The 15,577-nt window shown below is 37.3% G+C and carries 13 protein-coding genes, 1 tRNA gene and 1 pseudogene; 11 read left to right on the top strand and 4 right to left on the bottom strand.

Annotation, left to right across the window (positions count from 1 at the left end; translation table 11 throughout):
• Positions 1–49 precede the first annotated feature (49 nt).
• Positions 50–122: transfer RNA gene (locus IJF99_RS00355), tRNA-Asn, on the bottom strand.
• Between the two features lie 192 nt (positions 123–314).
• Here IJF99_RS00355 and IJF99_RS00350 point away from each other — a divergent pair.
• From IJF99_RS00350 to IJF99_RS00315, 8 genes and pseudogenes are all read left to right on the top strand, one after another.
• A complete protein-coding gene (locus IJF99_RS00350; RefSeq protein ID WP_292790525.1) occupies positions 315–1,295 on the top strand; it encodes a radical SAM protein in 981 nt (326 codons plus the stop codon).
• Positions 1,296–1,396: 101 nt separating this feature from the next.
• Positions 1,397–2,749 (top strand): Asp-tRNA(Asn)/Glu-tRNA(Gln) amidotransferase subunit GatB, encoded by a 1,353-nt coding sequence (gene gatB, locus IJF99_RS00345; RefSeq protein ID WP_292790522.1) that lies wholly within the window; start codon positions 1,397–1,399, stop codon positions 2,747–2,749.
• A gap of 12 nt (positions 2,750–2,761) precedes the next feature.
• The gene (locus IJF99_RS00340; RefSeq protein WP_292790519.1) at positions 2,762–3,568 is read left to right on the top strand and encodes a CBS domain-containing protein; all 807 of its coding nucleotides are present in this window, start codon (positions 2,762–2,764) and stop codon (positions 3,566–3,568) included.
• Complete coding sequence (gene hisE / locus IJF99_RS00335) at positions 3,568–3,858, top strand: phosphoribosyl-ATP diphosphatase (RefSeq protein WP_292790516.1); 291 nt, start codon at positions 3,568–3,570, stop codon at positions 3,856–3,858. Before IJF99_RS00340 ends, hisE begins: the two co-directional genes overlap by 1 nt.
• A 54-nt stretch (positions 3,859–3,912) precedes the next feature.
• Complete coding sequence (locus IJF99_RS00330) at positions 3,913–4,680, top strand: ABC transporter permease (protein WP_292790514.1); 768 nt, start codon at positions 3,913–3,915, stop codon at positions 4,678–4,680.
• An 82-nt stretch (positions 4,681–4,762) separates the two neighbouring features.
• A pseudogene (locus IJF99_RS00325) lies at positions 4,763–5,512 on the top strand (ABC transporter ATP-binding protein); the annotation flags it as partial.
• An 8-nt stretch (positions 5,513–5,520) separates the two neighbouring features.
• On the top strand, positions 5,521–6,039 hold the full coding sequence (locus IJF99_RS00320) for a hypothetical protein (protein ID WP_292790510.1): 519 nt from the start codon (positions 5,521–5,523) through the stop codon (positions 6,037–6,039).
• Between the two features lie 7 nt (positions 6,040–6,046).
• Complete coding sequence (locus IJF99_RS00315) at positions 6,047–8,602, top strand: CDP-glycerol glycerophosphotransferase family protein (protein WP_292790507.1); 2,556 nt, start codon at positions 6,047–6,049, stop codon at positions 8,600–8,602.
• Here IJF99_RS00315 and IJF99_RS00310 read toward each other — a convergent pair.
• Positions 8,591–9,151, bottom strand: a complete 561-nt coding sequence (locus IJF99_RS00310) for a GNAT family N-acetyltransferase (RefSeq protein WP_292790505.1) — start codon at positions 9,149–9,151, stop codon at positions 8,591–8,593. The genes IJF99_RS00315 and IJF99_RS00310 overlap by 12 nt on opposite strands.
• Positions 9,148–9,915 (bottom strand): nickel pincer cofactor biosynthesis protein LarB, encoded by a 768-nt coding sequence (larB, locus tag IJF99_RS00305; protein WP_292790502.1) that lies wholly within the window; start codon positions 9,913–9,915, stop codon positions 9,148–9,150. The genes IJF99_RS00310 and larB overlap by 4 nt, the downstream gene beginning before the upstream one ends.
• Before the next feature lie 55 nt (positions 9,916–9,970).
• Here larB and hypF point away from each other — a divergent pair, with 55 nt between their 5' ends.
• Positions 9,971–12,211, top strand: a complete 2,241-nt coding sequence (gene hypF, locus IJF99_RS00300; protein ID WP_292790499.1) for a carbamoyltransferase HypF — start codon at positions 9,971–9,973, stop codon at positions 12,209–12,211.
• Between the two features lie 32 nt (positions 12,212–12,243).
• Here the strand turns inward: hypF and IJF99_RS00295 are convergent, their stop codons facing one another.
• Positions 12,244–12,819: an ArsR family transcriptional regulator gene (locus IJF99_RS00295; protein ID WP_292790496.1), complete on the bottom strand. Its 576-nt coding sequence runs from the start codon at positions 12,817–12,819 to the stop codon at positions 12,244–12,246.
• Between the two features lie 245 nt (positions 12,820–13,064).
• On the opposite strand from IJF99_RS00295, the gene IJF99_RS00290 reads away from it, so the two are divergent.
• Together IJF99_RS00290 and dnaK are read left to right on the top strand one after the other, a co-directional pair.
• Positions 13,065–13,616 carry a nucleotide exchange factor GrpE gene (locus IJF99_RS00290; RefSeq protein ID WP_292790493.1) on the top strand — a complete coding sequence of 184 codons (552 nt, stop codon included), beginning with the start codon at positions 13,065–13,067 and terminating at the stop codon, positions 13,614–13,616.
• 44 nt (positions 13,617–13,660) lie between these two features.
• Positions 13,661–15,535, top strand: coding sequence for a molecular chaperone DnaK (dnaK, locus tag IJF99_RS00285; RefSeq protein ID WP_292790490.1), 1,875 nt, complete (start codon positions 13,661–13,663; stop codon positions 15,533–15,535).
• Positions 15,536–15,577 lie beyond the last annotated feature (42 nt).

Below are 15,577 nucleotides of genomic sequence, written 5' to 3'. Positions count from 1 at the left end.
TCCGGTTATGAGCCGGACGCTCTACCTGGCTAAGCTATGGGCCCAAAAGCGCCATCGACAGGGCTCGAACCTGTGACCAATCGGTTAACAGCCGAACGCTCTACCTACTGAGCTACGATGGCATGAGACACCCATCCAACTTAACCAAATAAAACCCATGATAAAAAATCAAAAGACTTTAAACAGTAATAATAATTATTCTAAACATAGTATATAAAGGTTTTGATTATTTCAAATTTTTCACGAAAAAACATTAAATGGAAATTATTTTAAATTGCTATTATTTATAAACATTGAGCCTCATATATACAAATATGGATTCTGACATATTTGGCCTAATCAAAAATGCTAATGAAACCACTCTAAAAAATCACGGCGATTTAGTTACTCTTGAAAGAGCGGTATTTTTATCTTGGTGGTGTGATAAAGGAGATTGTGCATTCTGTTATATGTCCACACAAAAAGAAAAGATTAAAGATCCGACCAAGGCCAGACGCAATGTTTCAAATATTTATGCAGAAGCTGAAATGTGCAAGCGTCTTGACTGGAATATCGAATTTTTGTCAGGAGGATACAAATCATTCACAACTCAGGAAATAAAGGAGATTGCCGCCACTATAAAAGACATTACCGGAGATGGAGTCTGGTTAAACACCGGCATTACTGATGATCTGGACCAATACGGCAGCGAGATTAAAGGAATCACAGGTGCAGTTGAAGTTGCCAATCCTGAAATCCACAACAGGGTTTGTCCCTCCAAAAAACTAGAGGACATCAGCAACATGCTGGATGTTGCAGGAGATTTGGGATTTAAAAAGGCAATCACAATCATATTGGGCCTTGGAGAAACCCTGGATGATGTCGATTATATAATAGATTACATAAAAGAACATGAAATCGACAGGGTTATTTTCTATTCTCTAAATCCCCATAAGGAAACTGTCTATGCAAACTCATCCCAGCCGGCTTCACTTTACTATGCTCAGGTTGTAGCCCAAGTAAGATTGGCATTCCCCGATATCGAAATAATCTGCGGAACATGGATTGACAACCTGGCAAACATAGGAATACTGATTTTAAGCGGAGCTAATGGAATTACCAAATTCCCATTATTCAAAATGTTTGGAACCAAATATGGAAAAAGAGTTGAAGAAGAAGTTAAATGGGCCAGAAGACAATTAAAAGGAACATTTACCGACAAATCTAAATTAGGTCCCGAATACAGCGAAATTTCACCGAATTTAGATAAATTCATCAAAAGATATGTCAAAGAATCTTTAAAAAATAAATATTAAATCGCTTTTTTTAAAAATCTTTATAAATCCCATAAAACAAATATTATTATAATATAAAAATTATCCTAAATGGAGGAATTATTATTAGTGACGATGTCGATATGATGTGTGGACTTGAAATCCACGTACAATTAGAAACTCAATCAAAATTATTCTGTGACTGTCCTACAAATTATCAGGACGCACCTATTAATACAAACATCTGTCCGGTTTGTCTTAATCAGCCAGGTGCAAAGCCACATCCTACAAATGAAAAAGCATTGGAAAATGCTTTAATGATTGCTTTAATGCTTAACTGTGAAATTGATCAAGGTGTTACATACTTTATGAGAAAACACTACGACTATCCTGATTTGCCATCCGGTTATCAGAGAACCTCCGTTCCAATCGGAATAAACGGTGAATTGAATGGAATCAGAATAAGGGAAATTCACGTTGAAGAAGACCCTGGACAATTTAAACCTGACAGAGGTACCGTCAACTTCAACCGTTCCGGAATCCCATTAGTTGAAATTGTTACCGAACCGGATATAAAATCCCCTGAAGAAGCAAGAAATTTCCTAAAGGAATTGATTCGTGTTTTGCAATACAGTGGCGCTGCCCGTGGAGAAGGTACAATGAGGGCAGACGTGAACATTTCAATCAATGGCGGAAACAGAGTTGAAATGAAAAACATCAACTCCATTAAAGGAGCCTACAAATCATTGAACTTTGAACTCATTAGGCAAAAGAATCTGGTGAAAAGAGGAGTTGAAGTTAAACAGGAAACACGTGCATACCTAGAATCACAAATGATTACTGTAGGTATGAGGATGAAAGAAGATGCTGATGATTACAGATTCATTACTGATCCTGACCTGCCTCCGATGCAAATCTCAGATGAAGCCATCCAGAAGGTTTTGGACATAATGCCTGAAGCGCCGCACAACAAAGTGAAAAGATTTGTTGAAGAGTATGGCATTGATGAAGAGTCCGCTAAGGTACTTACTTCCGAACTTGATTTGGCTATCGCTTATGAAGAGGTTGTAAAAGAAGTCGATTCAAAATTTGCAGCCAAATGGATGAGAGATGAACTTAAAAGAGTATTGTCATATAATAAATTGGACTTCGCAGACAGCGGAATCACAGACAAGGATTTAGTCGAATACTTGAAAATGATTGAAAGCAAGGAAATCACAGCTAAAGCGGCCCACAAGATCATTGAACAGATGCCAAACAACGATAAATCACCTAAAGAAATTGCTGAAGAATTAGGATTGTTAGGTGTGGTAAACGAAGATGAAGTATTGGCTGCTGTCAAACAGGCCATTGAAGAAAATCCTAAAGCTGTCGACGATTATTTGGCTGGTCAAAAAGCTTCACTTAATTTCCTGGTAGGTCAAGTAATGAGAATAACCCGTGGAAAAGCAGACCCTGGCGAGACTGTAAAACTCTTAAGAGAAAATATCGAATAGGGAGGAACTATCATGGGAGAAAAAAAGTCTTTTGTTAAAGATTACATGACCGAAAATGTAATTTGCGTTTCTCCGGATACTGAAACTGAAAAAGTTATAGAACTTATGAAAGAGAGTCGTCACAACAGTTACCCTGTAGTCGAGAACAACAAATTGGTTGGAATGGTAACTGCATTCGATGTGGTTTCAAAAGAATGGGCAGATAAGGTTTCAGGAATAATGAGTACAAAATTAGTCGTCGCTAATCAGAACTTATCCATCAATGACGCTTCCAGAGTGATGTTTAGAAGAGGCATTTCAAGAATGCCTGTTGTGGATTCTAATGGAGCGCTGGTCGGCATCATCACAAACACTGACATGGTCAGGTCACACATCGAAAGGTCAACCCCCAATAAAGTGGAATACTTTAAAAAGACCATGGAACAACTTTACGGCATCAAGACAACCCTAAAGCATATGCCCGTTGAGACCGATAAGCTAAGGCCTACACAGGACAGGGTTTATGCTGATGAACTTGAAGGCAGGGCATACGAATTGGAAAAAGGTTTGGCTGAACCTGCAATCGTTGTGAAAACCGGCAACAGATGGATTTTGGTTGACGGCCACCACAGAGCAGTGGCTTCAGCACAGAAAGGTTATAAGACCGTTGACTCATATGTTGTTGATTTGGGCAAGGACATCAAATTGGGTATGGAAAAAACTGCCGATAAAGCAGGAATCAGAACTTTTGATGATATTGAAATCATCGATGATGATAAACACCCATTAATCGCATTGACTGAAAGTTTACAGAATCAAGAATCAAAAGGTGACGATTAATGAGCAATGATGAAATTATCAGAGAGGTTTACGAAGTATTGGAGTCAAGAAGAGACAATCCGATTGATTCATACACCTCCAACATCATGAAAGACAGCGACAAAAAAGCGGAGGATAAGATTCTCGAAAAGATAGCTGAAGAAGCCGGAGAGGTTTTAATAGCTTCTAAAAATGATGAAAATTTAGTTTATGAATCTGTTGATTTAATCTTTCATACATTATTGCTTCTAGTCCACAAAGGCGTGGAACTCGACGAAATCTACGAGGAATTTGCTAGAAGACGAAAATAAAATATATAATTAATAATTATAATATAATAAATAAATTAAAAAATTGGTTAAACAATGTTTGATACATTATCTGAAAAAAAATTCTTATTAAAACAGTTAGTGAAAAGGGATTTGACCTCCAAATACAAGGATTCCGTTCTGGGAATCTTATGGAGTTTCCTAAACCCTCTGCTAATCATGTTAGTATTTACAGCAATTTTTTCAATGTTATTCGGCCGTCAGATTGAAAACTATCCGGTTTATTTCCTTTCAGGGCGAGTAATTTACGATTTTTATAATGCTGCAACAAAAGGAGCTATGCGTTCCATCAAATCAAATGCTAACCTGTTAAAAAAGATTTATGTTCCTAAATACATGTTTTCAGTAAGTGCAATATGTTACGAATTCATTAACTTCCTAATATCATTTGTTATCCTATTTGGAGTGATGCTAATTACAGGTGCCTCATTCCATCTTACAACAATCTTTGCAATCATACCAATCATATTCCTGGTATTCCTAATATTCGGAATAGGATTGATTCTGGCTGTCTGCAACACATATTTCTCAGATATAGGGCACTTATATAATGTATTCACATTGATTTTAATGTATGCATCCGCATTATTCTATCCGATTGAAATTGTTCCCGCAAGCGTTCAGGTGATATTTACATTGAATCCTGTTTACTCAGCAATCACATGCTTTAGAGAAACTGTCGTTTACGGAGTTATGCCTAATGTAGGAACCCTTGCCTATCTTGCAACATTTTCAATTGCGGCATTGGGTATTGGAATTTTATTATTCAGCATCTATGAGAAAAAATTGGCATTAGAAATATAAAAAAGGTTTTATTATGAGTGTTAAAGGCAAAATTGCAAGTTTCATAACCGGAGAAGACAAGGAAAATGTGCCGGTAATCGACGACAATATTGCAATTAAAGTAGAGCATTTAACAATGGAATTCAAAGTCACAAAAGATAAAATTGACACCCTTAAAGAATATGTTATCAGAACCCTGAAGAAAAATAAGAAAGAAAAACAAAAGATTAGGGTTTTAGATGATATTACATTTAACGTTTATAAAGGTGACCGTATGGGAATTCTTGGATTCAATGGTGCCGGGAAAAGTACTCTTTTAAAGATATTGGCAGGAATCTATGAACCTACATACGGAAACATCACTATTAATGGAAAGGTTGCGCCATTGCTTGAGTTAGGTGCAGGTTTCGACAAGAACTATACTGGAAAAAACAACATTTACCTTAATGGTGCTTTTTTAAGTATGGAAGAGGAGTTCATTAATGAGAAATATGATGAAATCCTGGAATTTTCTGAACTTGGAGAATACATTAACTATCCGGTCAAGAATTATTCTTCAGGTATGCGTGCTAAATTAGGTTTTTCAATCGCCACATTGGTCAATCCGGATATCCTAATCATTGACGAAATCCTTTCCGTCGGGGACATTAAATTCAGGAAAAAAAGTTCCGACAAGATTAGGTCAATGATGAAAGATGGTGTGACAGTGCTTCTTGTTTCCCATTCAATCGGACAAATCAGGGATATCTGCGACAAATGCATCTGGATTGAAAACGGACATTTAGTGATGGAAGGAGAAGTAAATGAGGTCTGTGACGCATACGTTAAAAGTGCAAAATCAGACAAAAAATAGGTTATAATATGGACAGAAGATGGATATTAATATTGATAATAATAATACTCGCAGTATGCTGCGGATATTTTGTTGTATCCAATTCAGATACTGTTGGAAATGCAATTATAGATATAAACAAGTCTACTGCAGTATTGCCTCCTGGATTTTCAGTTGGAGGATCTGATTCAAGCAGCATCTCCTTGTATCAAAAGAATCACCCTGAAAAAATATTTATTAAGGACTTGGGTAAAGGGGAATTTGCTTTAGACGAGATTGACAAAAAGAACAAATCTTTTTCAAATAATCCTGATATTGAAATTCTGGATAATGTGAAAAATATTACAGAAGATAGAGAACTTTATACAATCCATTATCAAAATTATTCAGATACGGAATCACTTAACCTATCAGTTTCCTATTTAAACACATATAATCATACATTTTTATTAAAATGTTCAGGATTTAATGATATTAACCAAATTGACAAGAATTTAAACTTTTTAGCTGAAACTATTAAACCGGACTATAAAAAATCACAGGAGTAAGTGCTCAATGCCCTTGAAATTTTCAGTAGTCATTGCTGCTTATAATTCTGAAAATTGGATAAAAGAATGTTTAAATTCACTGATATCCCAGACTATTGGATTTGAAGACAATATCGAGACAATCATAGTAGATAATGGAAGCTCCGACAGGACAGAGGCTATCTGTAAAGAGTATTTAAGCGAATATCCAAACAATTTCAGATATATTCGAAATGATGAAAATCTTGGCCCTGCAACGGCCAGAAATATTGGTTTGAGCCATGCCGACGGAGAATATGTTAATTTTCTGGACAGTGATGATTACATTTCCAAAGAGACCTTCAAGAGTGTTTTGAACTTTTTTAAAAAACATGACGATGTTGATTTAGTGTCAATACCCATATACTTTTTTGAAAGCAGGACCGGCCCCCATTACTTGAACTATAAATTTGAAAAAACCCAAAAAGTCAACCTTATTGAAAATCCCGACTGCTATCAGTTATCCGGTCCGTCAAGTTTTATCAGAAGAACCGCATTAAAAAATATCGAATTTCCGGACATAGTCACATCCGAGGACGTTGTGGTTGTAAATGAAGTGTTAATCAACAATCCGAATATTGGATTGTGCTGTGAAGGACAATACAACTACCGCAAACGGGAAGACAACAGCTCCATCATCAACAATTCACAATCAAACAAGAAATATTACACACACAGAATTGAGAATTATTTCAATTATCTGATGGATAAAAGCCGTGAAAAATATGGAAACGTTCCCAAATTTATACAAAATGTTGTAATGTATGATATAGCATGGATGCTTAAAATCAAAAACATTCCAGAGATTCTGGGCGAAAATGAAATGAATGAATTTAAACTGTCATTGGAAAATGCAATCCAAAAAATCGATGACGACATAATCCTCAATTACAGGTTCATGAACAATAATCAAAAGATTAATGCATTCTTATTGAAATATGGGGATGTTTCCAATCCTATATTTTCTAGATTGGAGTTTGATACCGTTTATATAGATATCTACGATATAATTGACGATGAATTATATGTCTTAGCTCATTTTTCTCAGATTAATGAAAGCGACATCAGGGCGTTTGTTAACGGCACTGAAATCAAAACCAATGAACTGAGATTTCCTCAAAGGGATAAGACATACCTGGACTACACTTACTGCAGGGATTGCTCATTTGAGTTTAGGATACCCCTCTCAAAAGACAATACCTTTGAAATCGAATTTAGAAATGGCGATGAAAAATTAAATATTGACTTTGCAAGGCCCTGCAACTTCTCTAAAGTCGTGGGTTATGCAAAATCAAAAAACTATTTGAGCGTATTGAACGGCAATAAAATCATCCTCAAAAGGAAAAATACGATCAACTGGTTGAAGCAGGAAATAAAAGCCACAATACATATGTTGAAAGAAAGAAAACCTGGCTATAAGGTAGGGATTCCTTTCAGAATGATGTATATGGCAGCATATCCTTTTTTAAGAAATAAGAGAATATGGTTTTTCATGGACCGTCCTGAAGTTGCAGACGATAACGGAATGCATCTCTTCAGATATGCCATAAATAAAGACAATGACATTGAAAAATATTTCATAATAAAAAAGGACAGCCCTGATTTTGAAGAAATGAAAAAAATCGGCAAAGTCATTCCATTTAAATCAATCAAACACCGATTCCTTGGAATGTTTGTGGAAAATATCGTTACATCCCATCCTGACAATGAGATAATTTATCCTTTCTGGGGAACATATCCTCATATTGCAGGACTTTTAAAATCGAATAACGTATTCTTGCAGCATGGGATAATTAAGGATGACATTTCATCCTGGTTAAACAAGTATAACATGAATTTGGCCTTCTTTTTAACCAGCGCTCCCCTCGAATATGAATCAATATTCAAGCACCATTATAATTATGATGAAAATGTAGTCCAATTGCTTGGCCTTCCAAGATATGACACATTGGAAAACAACGAAGACAAAAAGCAGATAATCATCATGCCCTCATGGAGAAGGTATCTGACCCGAAAATCCGATGACTACATTAAAGAAACAGAATTCTTTAAAAAATTCAATTCATTGCTTAACAATGAAAAACTAATTAGAATATGTAAGGAAAATAACTATGAGATAATATTCAGACCTCATCCAAAAGTTTATGACTTTATTGAACTTTTTGATAAAAACGATTACGTCACCATAGACTACGACAGAATCAGATATCAGACACTCTTCAACAACGGATCATTGCTGATTACGGATTATTCCTCAGTGGCATTTGATTTTTCATATCTCCACAAGCCGGTGATCTACTACCAATACGGCTCCGACTATCATTTTGACTTGAAAGACGGCTATTTCGATTATGAAACCATGGGATTCGGAGAGGTTGTGCGCACTGAGGACGATTTGGTGAACCTGATTATGGAATATATTGAAAACGATTGCCGGATAAAAGACAAATATTCAGAAAGAATCGATGAATTCTTCCTGTATAACGATAAGAACAATTGTAAAAGAGTTTATGATGCAATCAAGAAAATCCCATTAAAGGATTAATTCCATATTGGTCATTCCCCTTTCAAAATTTCCGATTTTGACTCTTTTTTTATTGAATTGCCTGAAACCGATTTTCTCATATAATCTTTTAGCGCCATGATTTCTGAAGTCGGCGTCGATTGTTACCCTTTTGTAATTTTTGGATTTTGCATAATTGATTACGTCACAAATGACTTTTCTGCCGATGCCCTGTCCCCTCAATTCAGAGTCAATTGCGATTTCCGCCAGATACAGGTCATCCTCTTCAATGTCTGCCAGGACAAAATGGTCCAGAATATCGACGATGAATAATCTTGGGGATTTCAGATAAAATTTATGGGAGACTTCTGAGGTATAAATCATCAGCATGCCAATAATTTTACCGTCATCATCGAAAATAACCTTAAAATAATCGCCGATTCCACGTTTTGGCAAATCTTTAGCAATGGCTTTCACTGCACTGTCCTTTGATTTGAAGAGCATGTCGAAGGTTCTATAATCAACGTCATAAACCAGTTCGGCCACTTTAAAAAGGTCGTGCCTTTCGGGATTTAATGTTTCGTATTTCATTTTGAATCACTATTTACAATAGTTAATGCAAATACTGCAGCACCAAACCCGTTATCTATATTCACGACTGCTATTCCCGGTGCACATGACTGAAGCATTGCATCGAGAGCCACTCTTCCTCCTTCGCCAACGCCGTACCCTACTGAAGTTGGAACTGCAATTACCGGCACATCTACAAGGCCTGCAACAACTGACGGCAGAGCCCCTTCCATTCCAGCGCAAACAATAAAGGCCCTTACGCCTTCACTGACCATGTGGGCGATTTGCGGAAATAGTCTGTGGATCCCTGCAACTCCAATATCATATGATGTAATCGCTTCACATCCTCCCTCTTCAATAATTACCCTTGCCTCTTCGGCAATATTGATGTCAGATGTTCCTGCTGTTATGATTCCGATTTTTGCAATTGGTTCTTTTTCAGTGATTTCTTTTCTGATTATTAAAATCTGGGCTCTTTTGTTATAGTCGAAAATATATGAGTTCTCACCCAAATCCTCAATGATTTTTTCAAAGCGGTCAGGTGATAATTTTGTAATTATTAAATCTTCATTGCTTTTTTTTAGATAATTCTTAATTATTGCGATTAAATCATCATAATCCTTACTTGGTGAGAAAACGGCTTCTGGAAAACCTGTTCTGTCACTTCTTTGAGCATCGAACTTGGCAATATCATCAAATTCCAGAATGTTGTTGGCCTTTAGAAGTTGTTCGGCTTCACTTATATCAATTTCACCACGTATTAATCTTTCAAGAATATCTTTCATAATATAATATATAAGATAAAATTATATAAAATTTAACTTACAATATTATAATTTAATGAATGCTTTAATGATTTTGACACAGGGAATAGTCCAAGGAGTAGGATTTAGGCCATATGTATACAGGCTGGCAGCGGATTTAAATCTCAAAGGGTCTGTCAGAAACCTTGGAAATGTGGTTGAAATCATTGTTGAAGGCGAAAATACCTCAGAGTTTGTAAAAAGACTTCCCGAAGAACTTCCTCCAATAGCTAAAATAGATTCTATGGATGTCCGGGAAATTGAGGTGAAAAATTATTCTGATTTTGAAATTATTGAAAGCGGCGACAGCTATTCCGGCGTTAGCGTAATACCTCCGGATATTGCAATCTGCGATAAATGCCTTGAGGAGATCAGAAATCCAAAAGACAGACGCTATAAATATCCGTTCAATGCATGCACAGATTGCGGACCGAGATTTACTGTCATTGAAAGCGTACCGTATGACCGTGAGAGGACATCGATGGAGGATTTCCCATTGTGCGATGACTGTCTTGTGGAATACAGGCAGCCCCTTGACAGGCGTTATCACGGGGAGGCAATATGCTGCAATGACTGCGGGCCCCAAATGGCGATCTATAAAGGAAATGATAGATTGGATGTTGAAAATCCTATCAGAAAAGGTGCAGAAGTTCTCAAAGAAGGAAAAATTCTTGCAATCAAAGGAATTGGTGGAACACATCTCGTTGTTGATGCATATAATGATGACGCTATCAAAGAGTTAAGAAAACGCCTGAATCGTCCAAATCAGGCTTTTGCAGTTATGTGCAAGGACTTGGAAAGCCTTGAAAAATATGCGCAGCTAACTGCTAAGGAAATTAATACCATAACTTCAAACAAAAGACCTATCGTCATCCTAAAGAAAAATAACGGTTACAGATTCCCCGAATCCCTGTCTCCGGGACTTCACAATATCGGAGTGATGCTTCCATACTCTCCAATGCATTATCTATTATTTGATGAGGGAGACATTGACACTTATGTAATGACTTCGGCAAATATTCCCGGCGAGCCTATGATGATTGAAAACGAAGAAATCATAGGCGGAGTTAATGATTACTCTCTTGTCCATAACCGCAGGATATTGAATAGATGTGACGATTCGGTTATCAGATTCAGAAACAATGAATTGTCATTCATCAGGCGTTCACGAGGATATACTCCGGAACCTTATACAATCAGCTATGATGTTAACGATTTGGATGTGCTGGCATTGGGACCGGAACTTGACGTTACATTCTCAATGGCCCGCGGAGATAAGGTGTATCCTTCACAGCATATAGGAAATACGAACAAGCCGAAAACATTGATGTTTTTAAGGAATGCCATTGAAAACATGGAGCAAATCACAAAAATCAAGGAATTTGATGTTATTGCCTGTGATATGCATCCTCACTTCTTCACTACACGTCTGGCACATGAATTGGCCGAAAAATATGATGCTGAAGTCTTACCTGTCCAGCACCATCATGCCCATACAGTAGCGCTTGCAAACGACCATGGAATAGATGAAATGATCAGCATTTCCGCAGACGGAGTGGGTTACGGCAGCAATGGAACAAGCTGGGGAGGGGAAATCCTTTATACTGATATCAAGTCCTTTGAAAGAATGGGTCATCTGGAACCTCAGCTGATGCCCGGCGGAGATGTTGCGACCAGATATCCTGCAAGAATGCTTGCAAGTATCCTGAAGGATGATGAACTGATTAAACCGTATTATGATTACTTCAAATATGGCGAGATTGAAATCAGGAACATCAAAAAGCAAATTGATGCGGGAATTAATGTTGGAATCACTACAAGTACAGGCAGAGTCCTTGATTCAATGGCAGTTGCATTGGAAATCTGCCATGAGCGAACATATGAAGGCGAATGCTCAATGAAACTTGAATCTGCGGCATATTACTCTACAAAAGAACTGGAAATTCCGGTAATGATTGAAAATAACCAATTGAACACTACTGAAATCTTGCGGGAAGTTGTTAAATTATATCAAAATGGCGAGAAAAAGGCAGATGTTGCATCTGCAGGCCAAATTGCAGTTGCAAGTGGATTAAGCGAACTTGCAATTCAGGCAGCAGATAAGAAAAAACTAAGAGATATCGGAGCAACCGGCGGAGTGTTTTACAACGAGGCGATTACCAATTGCGTTAAAAATTATATTGAAAATAATGATTATAATTTCATTCAGCACCTGGATACATGTGCAGGAGATGGATCTGTTTCTTTAGGTCAAAGTATTGTGGCTAAAAAAATTTAAAAAAAAGTGTTTGAAAATTAATTCAAACAATATTATCTATTTTTAATGGTTCTCTCAAGAATGTATTCAGCCCTTTCCAGGAGATTACCATATAATCTGATTTGATTTTTCAGCTCATCAATCGCTTCGAGCTGACCGTCATCAATTCTTTTTTCGATGTCCAGCAATTTGGACCATTCGTCACCTGATGGCAGCTGCAATGTGTTGAGCATGTCGTCTGTGAATCTTACATCAAAGTTGTTCCTGTTAATGGTAATGTGGATGTTGACTTCGTTTTGCAAATCGTAGTATTTACGTGGACGACCTCTTAAAATCTTTTTATAAGAAGAATTAAGGATACCTATATCTTCCATGGCACGCAAGTGTGCGATAATGGCCTTTTGGCCAATGTCCAGTTCATTGGAGATTTCACTTACAAACATAGGTTCTTCCCTTAAAAGATTTATAATATCTCTTCTAGTCTTACAACCCATTACATCAAGGATATCTTCCACATCAATGTCATCGACAGGGTCATTGTAAGGTCCCCTGATTTCTATATGGCCATTGGCCACGCCGGCATTTTTGCGGGATTTTTTGTTTTTCTCAATGTCGTTTGTATCAGTCATGTTTATACATTATGTATCGAAACCTTTATATAACTTTTTGTTACTATAATAATGTAAGAGAAAGATAACTTTTGGTTACTTTAATATTTGGTCGCGAAAAACTTAAAGTAATAGCTCTTAAATGATGAACCATTTTCCTATATGTCCATAAATTCCCAAAAACCAATATTAAAAACCTAAAAGTTTGTATTCTCGGTTAAGAGTTATTACATAGGTTTTTCAAATAACCTAAAAAAGGTGTGACTATGACTGATGAAAATAAAGGCGAAACTGAAGTTGAAACCACAGATATTCAGGAAAAATATGATGCGCTTCTTGAAGAGATGGCTTCAAAGGATGAAGAGATTGAAAAACTCAAAGCCGATCTCGAAAAATCCGAGGAAGACACTCAAGAATACATCGCACTATCACAAAGACTTCAAGCAGATTTCGAAAATTTCAAGAAAATTACAGACAAGAGAAACAAGGAACTTTTAAAATTCGCAAATGAAAACGTAATAAAAGAATTCTTAGACTGCTACGAAGACTTCGGTAGAGCTTTAGAAACTGAAAAAGATGAAGACTTAAGAAAAGGTGTGGAACTTATCTACAATAAATTTAGTGACGTGCTCGCAAAAGAAGGAGTGGAAGAAATACCTGCAAAAGGTGAAAAATTCGACTTGAACAGACATGAGGCCTTAATGGTTCAGGAATCCGATGAAGTCGAGAACGGATACATCATCGAAGAGCTGATGAAAGGCTACATGTACAAGGATAAAGTTCTAAAATATTCAAAAGTTATAGTTTGTAAAAAATAATGTTTATTAAATAATTATATTAAAAAAAATAAAGGTGATAATTTATGTCTGACGCTAAAAAAGAAAAAATCATTGGAATTGACTTAGGTACCAGTAACTCAGCAGCATCCGTGCTTGTAGGGGGAAAACCAACTACAATCCCATCTGCTGAAGGTGCAAGCCAATACGGTAAATCATTCCCAAGTTACGTTGCATTTACCGAAGACGGTCAAATGCTGGTCGGTGAACCTGCAAGAAGACAAGCAGTAACCAACCCTGAAAACACAATCAGCGCAATCAAAAGAAGCATGGGTACAGACCACAAAGTTACTGTAAACGGAAAACAGTACTCCCCACAGGAAATTTCCGCATTCATCCTACAGAAAATCAAAAAGGATGCAGAAACCTTCCTCGGAGAACCTATTCAAAAAGCCGTAATTACCGTACCTGCATACTTTGACGACAACCAAAGGACCGCAACAAAAGACGCAGGAACCATTGCAGGACTGGATGTTGTAAGGCTCGTAAACGAACCGACCGCAGCAAGCCTCGCATACGGTCTTGACAAAGCTGACGAAGAAGACATGAACATTATGGTATACGACTTAGGTGGAGGTACCCTGGACGTAACCATCATGGAATTCGGTGGAGGAGTCTTTGAAGTAAGATCAACCAGCGGGGACACCCAACTCGGTGGTACCGACATGGACAACGTCTTAATCAAATACTTAGCTGATGAATTCAAAGCACAAGAAGGCATCGATTTGATGGATAACGATCAGGCAGTTCAAAGATTAAGGGAAGCTGCCGAAAAAGCAAAAATCGAATTATCCACCACTACAACCACTGAAGTAAACTTGCCGTTCATCGCAATGGGAACTGACGGAACCCCTAAAAACTTAATTATCTCACTTACCAGAGCCAAATTGGAAGAGCTCGTTGATTCAATTGTTGAAAAATCAGGAAAACCAATGCAACAAGCTTTAGATGATGCTAAAATGAGCAAATCCGAAATCGATAAAATCATCTTGGTTGGCGGACCTACCAGAATGCCAATCGTACAGCAATTCGTTGAAAAATTCATAGGAAAACCAGTCGAACGTGGTATCGACCCAATGGAATGTGTATCCATGGGTGCCGCAATTCAAGGAGGAGTATTGGCTGGTGAAATTAAAGATATCGTATTGTTGGATGTAACTCCATTATCATTAGGTATCGAAACCCTCGGTGGAGTGTCAACAACCTTAATCGAAAGGAACACTACAATCCCTACCAAGAAAAGCCAAATTTTCTCCACAGCCGCAGACAACCAGCCTTCAGTAGACATCAATGTCCTGCAAGGGGAAAGAAAAATGGCTGCGGACAACACATCACTCGGACGTTTCCAGCTCATAGGCATTCCGCCTGCACCAAGAGGTGTTCCGCAAATTGAAGTGACCTTCGATATCGACGCAAACGGTATTATCAATGTAACCGCCAAAGATAAAGGAACAGGTAAGGAACAAGCAATTACCATTACCTCATCCACCAAATTGTCCGATGAGGAAATCGAACAGAAAATCAAAGAAGCGGAAATGAACGCTGAAGCCGATGCAAAAAGACAGGAAGAAATTGAAATCAGAAACAATGCAGACTCATTAATTTACACTTCAGAAAAAACCTTAGATGAACTCAAAGATCAAGTATCTGAAGATGAAAAAACTAAAGTCGAAGGACTTGTAGCTGAATTAAGAGAACTCATAGCTGGCGATGACGTTGATGCCATTAAAGCAAAGTCTGATGAACTCTCAAATGCAGTTCAGGAAATCAGTGTAAGAATTTACCAACAAGCACAAGCTGAAGCGCAAGCTCAACAGCAAGCTGGAGCTGACCCTAATGCAGGTGCTGATGACGGCGATGATGACACAATTGATGCAGACTATGAAGTAAAAGACGATTAGATTAAATAATACAGTTTTATTAAGATTGTTTAGGTTTATTTA

Source organism: Methanobrevibacter sp. (assembly GCF_017406825.1).
In the GTDB taxonomy this organism is placed as follows: Archaea; Methanobacteriota; Methanobacteria; order Methanobacteriales; family Methanobacteriaceae; genus Methanocatella.
Note: the sequence above shows the minus strand (reverse complement) of the source record. Positions and strands in the feature narration are given on the sequence as shown.

Bases quoted from the DNA above. Each gene is read 5' to 3' on its own strand.
- IJF99_RS00290 (WP_292790493.1), top strand. From the start codon at position 13,065: ATGACTGATGAAAATAAAGGCGAAACTGAAGTTGAAACCACAGATATT.
- hypF (WP_292790499.1), top strand. From the start codon at position 9,971: ATGAATGCTTTAATGATTTTGACACAGGGAATAGTCCAAGGAGTAGGA.
- hisE (WP_292790516.1), top strand. From the start codon at position 3,568: ATGAGCAATGATGAAATTATCAGAGAGGTTTACGAAGTATTGGAGTCA.
- larB (WP_292790502.1), bottom strand. From the start codon at position 9,915: ATGAAAGATATTCTTGAAAGATTAATACGTGGTGAAATTGATATAAGT.
- IJF99_RS00340 (WP_292790519.1), top strand. From the start codon at position 2,762: ATGGGAGAAAAAAAGTCTTTTGTTAAAGATTACATGACCGAAAATGTA.
- IJF99_RS00315 (WP_292790507.1), top strand. From the start codon at position 6,047: ATGCCCTTGAAATTTTCAGTAGTCATTGCTGCTTATAATTCTGAAAAT.
- IJF99_RS00330 (WP_292790514.1), top strand. From the start codon at position 3,913: ATGTTTGATACATTATCTGAAAAAAAATTCTTATTAAAACAGTTAGTG.
- IJF99_RS00295 (WP_292790496.1), bottom strand. From the start codon at position 12,819: ATGACTGATACAAACGACATTGAGAAAAACAAAAAATCCCGCAAAAAT.
- IJF99_RS00350 (WP_292790525.1), top strand. From the start codon at position 315: ATGGATTCTGACATATTTGGCCTAATCAAAAATGCTAATGAAACCACT.
- dnaK (WP_292790490.1), top strand. From the start codon at position 13,661: ATGTCTGACGCTAAAAAAGAAAAAATCATTGGAATTGACTTAGGTACC.
- gatB (WP_292790522.1), top strand. From the start codon at position 1,397: ATGATGTGTGGACTTGAAATCCACGTACAATTAGAAACTCAATCAAAA.
- IJF99_RS00320 (WP_292790510.1), top strand. From the start codon at position 5,521: ATGGACAGAAGATGGATATTAATATTGATAATAATAATACTCGCAGTA.
- IJF99_RS00310 (WP_292790505.1), bottom strand. From the start codon at position 9,151: ATGAAATACGAAACATTAAATCCCGAAAGGCACGACCTTTTTAAAGTG.